The organism is Micromonospora globispora, assembly GCF_003857015.1.
GTDB lineage: Bacteria > Actinomycetota > Actinomycetes > Mycobacteriales > Micromonosporaceae > Micromonospora > Micromonospora globispora.
Window position 1 is genome coordinate 1 of sequence record NZ_QGGF01000296.1, and the last position, 4,793, is coordinate 4,793.

At 74.6% G+C, this 4,793-nt stretch carries 5 protein-coding genes and 1 pseudogene; all 6 read right to left on the reverse strand.

Features of this window, described 5'->3' with window-relative positions; translation table 11 throughout:
* Positions 1 to 487: PfkB family carbohydrate kinase (locus DKL51_RS14605; protein ID WP_260428488.1), on the reverse strand; the 487-nt coding region annotated here is incomplete at its 3' end.
* A 47-nt stretch (positions 488 to 534) separates the two neighbouring features.
* Positions 535 to 1,017, reverse strand: a complete 483-nt coding sequence (locus DKL51_RS14610) for a DUF1203 domain-containing protein (protein WP_109966136.1) — start codon at positions 1,015 to 1,017, stop codon at positions 535 to 537.
* Positions 1,018 to 1,091: 74 nt separating this feature from the next.
* Positions 1,092 to 2,705 carry an asparagine synthetase B family protein gene (locus DKL51_RS14615; protein ID WP_109966137.1) on the reverse strand — a complete coding sequence of 538 codons (1,614 nt, stop codon included), beginning with the start codon at positions 2,703 to 2,705 and terminating at the stop codon, positions 1,092 to 1,094.
* Positions 2,706 to 2,709: 4 nt separating this feature from the next.
* A complete protein-coding gene (locus DKL51_RS14620; RefSeq protein WP_124812167.1) occupies positions 2,710 to 3,690 on the reverse strand; it encodes a hypothetical protein in 981 nt (326 codons plus the stop codon).
* Between the two features lie 91 nt (positions 3,691 to 3,781).
* Entirely contained in the window at positions 3,782 to 4,579 is a 798-nt protein-coding gene (locus DKL51_RS14625; RefSeq protein WP_109947930.1) for an isocitrate lyase/PEP mutase family protein, read from the reverse strand.
* Positions 4,576 to 4,793, reverse strand: a pseudogene (locus DKL51_RS14630) (cytochrome P450); the annotation flags it as partial. The gene DKL51_RS14625 and the pseudogene DKL51_RS14630, both read right to left, overlap by 4 nt.

Sequence of the window (4,793 nt, forward strand, 5' to 3'; positions counted from 1 at the left end):
GCACCAGCCGATCGGCCGCCCGGGCGCAGCGCGCCGCCGCCAGCGCCGCGGGAAGCGGCTGCTGCAGTTGGACGACCACCGCCTGGGCGGCGCGCAGCGCGTCCTCCGCGCCGGCCACGTCCGCCTCGGTCAGCAGAGTCTCCGCCGGGATGTCCTCCAGATACCGCCAGTGGCCCCGGGCGTCGACCACGTCGACGATGAGGGCGCTGGGCGTGCCCTCCCGGCGCAGCACCGGGGAGACGTCGATGCCGTCGCTGCGGGCCCGGCCCAGCAGGCGGTCACCGACCTCGTCCTGCCCCACCGCCCCGAGCAGTCCGACCCGTACGCCGAGCTGGGCGAGCCCGACCGCCTGGTTGGCGCCCTTGCCGCCGAGCAGTTCCCGGCGGCACCGCACCGGCGCCGTACCGGACGCGCCGGGGACCTCGTCCACCAGCAGGACGATGTCCCGCGCCACCTGCCCGACCACCATCGCGTCCAGTCCCGCCATGCCGGGCTGTTACCCCGACCGTCGCCGGTCACGCCCGGGCGGCTCGACTAGACGCTGGCCCGCTCGACGACGAACATGAAACAGCCGTAAACGACGTTGCGGCTGTGCAGCCGGTGCACCACGGGATCGGCGAGCAGCTCGGCGATGACCGACTCGGGATCGGTTCCGTCGTGCAGCCGGCCGCCGTGGATCCGCCCCTGCCGGTCGTACGCCCGCAGCACCTGCGGACGCCCCCGCCAGTCGGCCGGGTAGCGGCCCGGGCGGTCCGGCCCGGGGCAGTCCGCATCATGGGCGAAGATCGGCCCGATCTCCCGGTACGGCCCGGGCGGGACCGGCGGCGCGTAGCCGAAGAGCAGCAGCGGTTCACCGGGCGTCGCGTCGCGCAGGCAGCAGCGCAGCGGCTCCCCTCCCCCGGCGGTCAGCCGCTGCACCGGCTCTCCGGCAGCGTCGCGGCCGGTGCGCCGGAACTCGGCCAGCACGCCGGTCGGCATCGGCTGGATCAGGTACGTGGTCCGGGTGGTCGTCGTCATGACTCCACCTTGGCCCCGGCGAGGGTCGAGCGCTGGCGGCGATCGGACCTCGCGTCGCCGACTCGTCGGTGCGCTCAGCCGGGCAGCGGCGCCTCGTCGTCGCCCGGGGTACGCCGGGGGCCGACCAGCCGCCGGACCATCGGGGCGGCGTTCCACTTCGCCGCGCCGACCAGGTCCCGGGCGTGTTCCAGGACCGTGTAGTCCGGCCGGGCCAGCCCCTCGGCGATCGCCCGGTCCAGGTCGTCGCCGCACCGGGTCAACACGGTGTCGAAGTCGCGGCGGACCGGTTCCAGCAGGTCGTAGCCGAAGGAGCGGTGCAACCGGGCGAAGAGCGGCTTGTAGAGGCGGGCCCGTTCGTGCAGGCCGGACGAGTACGACATCGCGTTCTTCGGCCGCCGACGGATGTAATCGGGCAGCATGTCGGCGAACGCCCGCCGGACGATCCACTTCTCCTGACCCTGGCGCATCTTCAGCTCCAGCGGCAACCGCATCGCCAGCTCCACCACGCTGAGGTCGAGGAACGGCACCCGGGCCTCCACGCCGTGCGCCATGCTGGCCCGGTCCACCCGCTGCAACTCGGTACGACAGAGGTTGCGGATCTTGTGCAGGGAGAGTCGGCGTGACGCCTCGGGGCCGACCCGGTGGTACATCGGGTAGCCGCCGAACAGCTCGTCCGAGCCGTCGCCGGTGAGCACCACCTTGACCCCCAGCTCGCGCAGCCGCCGGAAGATCGGCACCGACACCACCGCGTTGATGATGTCGCCGTACTCGGTCAGCTCGGAGATCCGGATCGCCTCCCGTATGTCGGCGAGCCGGATGTCCCGCGGGCGCAGCTCGATCACCTCGTGCGGTACGCCCACGTCGGCGGCGAGCCGCCGGGCGTACGCCACGTCGGGGCTGTCGGGGACGCCGATGGTGACCGCCACGCAGTCCGGATGCATCTCCCGCGCGTGCAGCAGCGCCAGCGAGCTGTCCAGCCCGCCGGAGAGCACCACCCCGACGGTCAGATCGGTGTCCACCCGCATCCGGATGCTGTCGGTGAGCGCGACCCGGACCAGCACGGCGGCCTCGTCCGGGTCGTCGATCACCGGCAGCCCCGCGCCGAGGCTCAGCAGGTCGACGTGCGGGCGCAGCCGGACCCGCCCGTCCCGCTCGGCCCAGCCGTGGTGCCCGGGCGGCACCTCGCCGACCGGTGCGCCGTATCCGGTCAGGGCCTTGATCTCCGAGGCCAGGTGCAGGCAGCCGGGCGTGCGGGACCAGTAGAGCGGCTTCACCCCGAGCGGGTCCCGGGCCAGGTACGCCCTTCCGGTGGCGCGCTCGACGACCACGAAGCCGTACTCGCCGCGCAGCCGGCGCACCGCATCCTCGCCCCAGCGCAGGAAGGCGGCGAGCACCACCTCGGTGTCGCTCTCGCTGCGGAAGGCGTACCCGGAGCGGGTCAGCTCGGCGCGCAGTTCGTGGTGGTTGAAGACCTCGCCGTTGTAGCAGAGCACGTACCGCTCGTCAGCGGAGACCCAGGGCTGCACCGCCCGCTCGCGGTCCACCACACGCAGCCGGCGGACGCCGGTGAGCAGGCCCTGCTCCTGCCGCGTCTCGGTGACCTCGCCCCGCGGGGCGAGGACGGCGAGCATCCGGCGGAAGGTCGCCGGGTCCGCCTCCGGGCCGAGGCAGACGGCGATGCCGCACACGGCCTCACACCCCCATCTCGGCCTCGTAGCTGCGCCGCAGCCGCAGCCGGGCGGCGGGCGCGAGGCAGAGGTGCCACGCCTGGCCCTCGTCGACCACGTTGATCTCCCCGGCCGCCTGCCGGGCCAGCAGCAGGTCGGCCAGGACGTCCCGGACGCCGAAGCTCTGGAACCAGGTCATCTCCACGTCCGCGGCGTACCCGAGGCAGTGCCCGCTGGGCACCATGGCGGCGTATCCGAGGCTGCGCAGCCGGTACTGGTGCTCGGCGCTGCGGACCAGGCTGGTCACCCAGAGCGGCGGGGTGCCGGGCGGGGTTGCCGACGTGAACTCCCGGCCGATGTCGTTGAGCAGGGCCACGACCTCCCGGCGGGCCCGGCGGAACATCAGGCCGGCGGTGTGCGGGGTGGCGGCCGGGAAGAGCCGGCGGCGCACCGCCCGCAGCCCTCGGCCGAGGACGTTGGCCGGCTGTTCCTGGTAGCGGAACTGGAGCAGGTCGCGGCGGCGCAGCCACTCCAGGTCGACCAGGTCGATGCTGCTGTTGACCTGCGCGTCGGTGGAGAAGATCGGGGTGTCCCGCCACCACATCACGTCGATGCGGGAGAGCAGGTAGATCCGGACCAGCGCGGTCAGGTCGCCGGCCGAGCTGCGCGCGTTGGGCTGGTAGCGGGCCATTTCCAGCAGCAGCGTCTCCCGGGCGCCGAGGAACCCCTGCGGGGTGGCGTCGAGCACCGCGGTGATCGCGGGCTCGCGCAGCCGCTGGTCGAGCAGCAGCTGCCGGGCGGCAGTCGACGGGGCGTCCGCGAGGGCGCCCACCTCCACCAGCAGCTCCGCCACCGCCGCCCGGTACGCGGCCAGGTCCGGTTCGGTCGGCGACGGCCGGGTCGGCGAGGGCCGGACCGGGGACGGGCCGGGCAGCCGACGTACGGGCGCGGCGGGCACGACGCCCGGCCCGGACTGCCGGCCGGAGCTTCGGCTGGGCACGCGCATGTCGGGTCCTCTCTGCTGGCAGGACACGGTGTGACGAAAAACACCGTAACCACCAGAGAGGGAGCAGTCGGGACAATCCTCCTATCTCCTCCTAAGGAGCCTCGTCCGGTCTGGTCAACTCCTGCACCTGCGCGTACGAGGGGACCGTCGGCTGGCCGCCGTCCCGGCCGGCTCGGACGGCCTCGGCGACGTGCAGCGCGGCACCGAGCGCGGCACGGAACAGCAGCGAGCCGGTGCTGACCCGGGCCACCCCGAGCCTGCCCAACTCGGCCAGGCTCGGGCCGCCGGGCCGGTGGAGCACGTTCAGCGGTACGCCGACCTCGGCGGCGAGCAGGCCGACGAGGTCGTCCGGCGCGCCGGGGGCGAAGAGGCCGTCGGCGCCCGCCTCCCGGTAGGTCCGGGCCCGGTCCAGGGCCTGCTCCAGCGGGTCGGGCACGCCGAGCCACCAGGCGTCGGTGCGGGCGTTGACGAACAGCTCGGGCACCGCCGCGGTCACCGCGGCGATCTTCGCCGCCGTCACCTCGGGCGCCGCCAGGGTGCCGTCGGGCCGGCCGTCCTCCAGGTTGACCCCGACCACGCCGAGGCTCGCCAGCTCGGCGACGTACTCGGCCACGGCGGTCGGGTCGTCGCTGAACCCGCCCTCCACGTCGACGGTGAGCAGCACCGGGAGCGGCCGCAGCCGGCGGGCCAGCTGCAGGTTCTCGGCGCGCGTCGCGCCGACCGCGTCCGGTTTGCCGCTGGCGGCGGCGACCCCGAGGCTCGTGGTGCCGAGCGCCGGATGTCCCCCGGCGGCGAGCGCCGCGGCGGAGGCGTAATCCCAGGCGTTCGGGAGCAGCAGCGGCCGGCCGGGCCGGTGCAGGGCGTGGAAGGCGGCGTACCGCTCGTTCATCGGACTCTCACCTCAAGGCTGGTGGGGACGCGCAGGGTCGCATGCGGCTCGTACGGGATCGGGGCGTCGGTGCGGCGGCAGCGGCCGCGCAGCACGTCCACCACGCCGGCGGCCAGGGCCAGGGCGTGCCGCTCACCGGGGCAGCCTCGCGGTCCGGCGCCGAAGGTCAGCACCCGGCCGGACCGGTCCGGCGCGAACCGGCCCGGCTCGGCGA

Coding starts and splice junctions, on each gene's coding strand:
- DKL51_RS14625 (WP_109947930.1), bottom strand. CDS start 4,579: ATGAACGAGCGGTACGCCGCCTTCCACGCCCTGCACCGGCCCGGCCGG.
- DKL51_RS14620 (WP_124812167.1), bottom strand. CDS start 3,690: ATGCGCGTGCCCAGCCGAAGCTCCGGCCGGCAGTCCGGGCCGGGCGTC.
- DKL51_RS14610 (WP_109966136.1), bottom strand. CDS start 1,017: ATGACGACGACCACCCGGACCACGTACCTGATCCAGCCGATGCCGACC.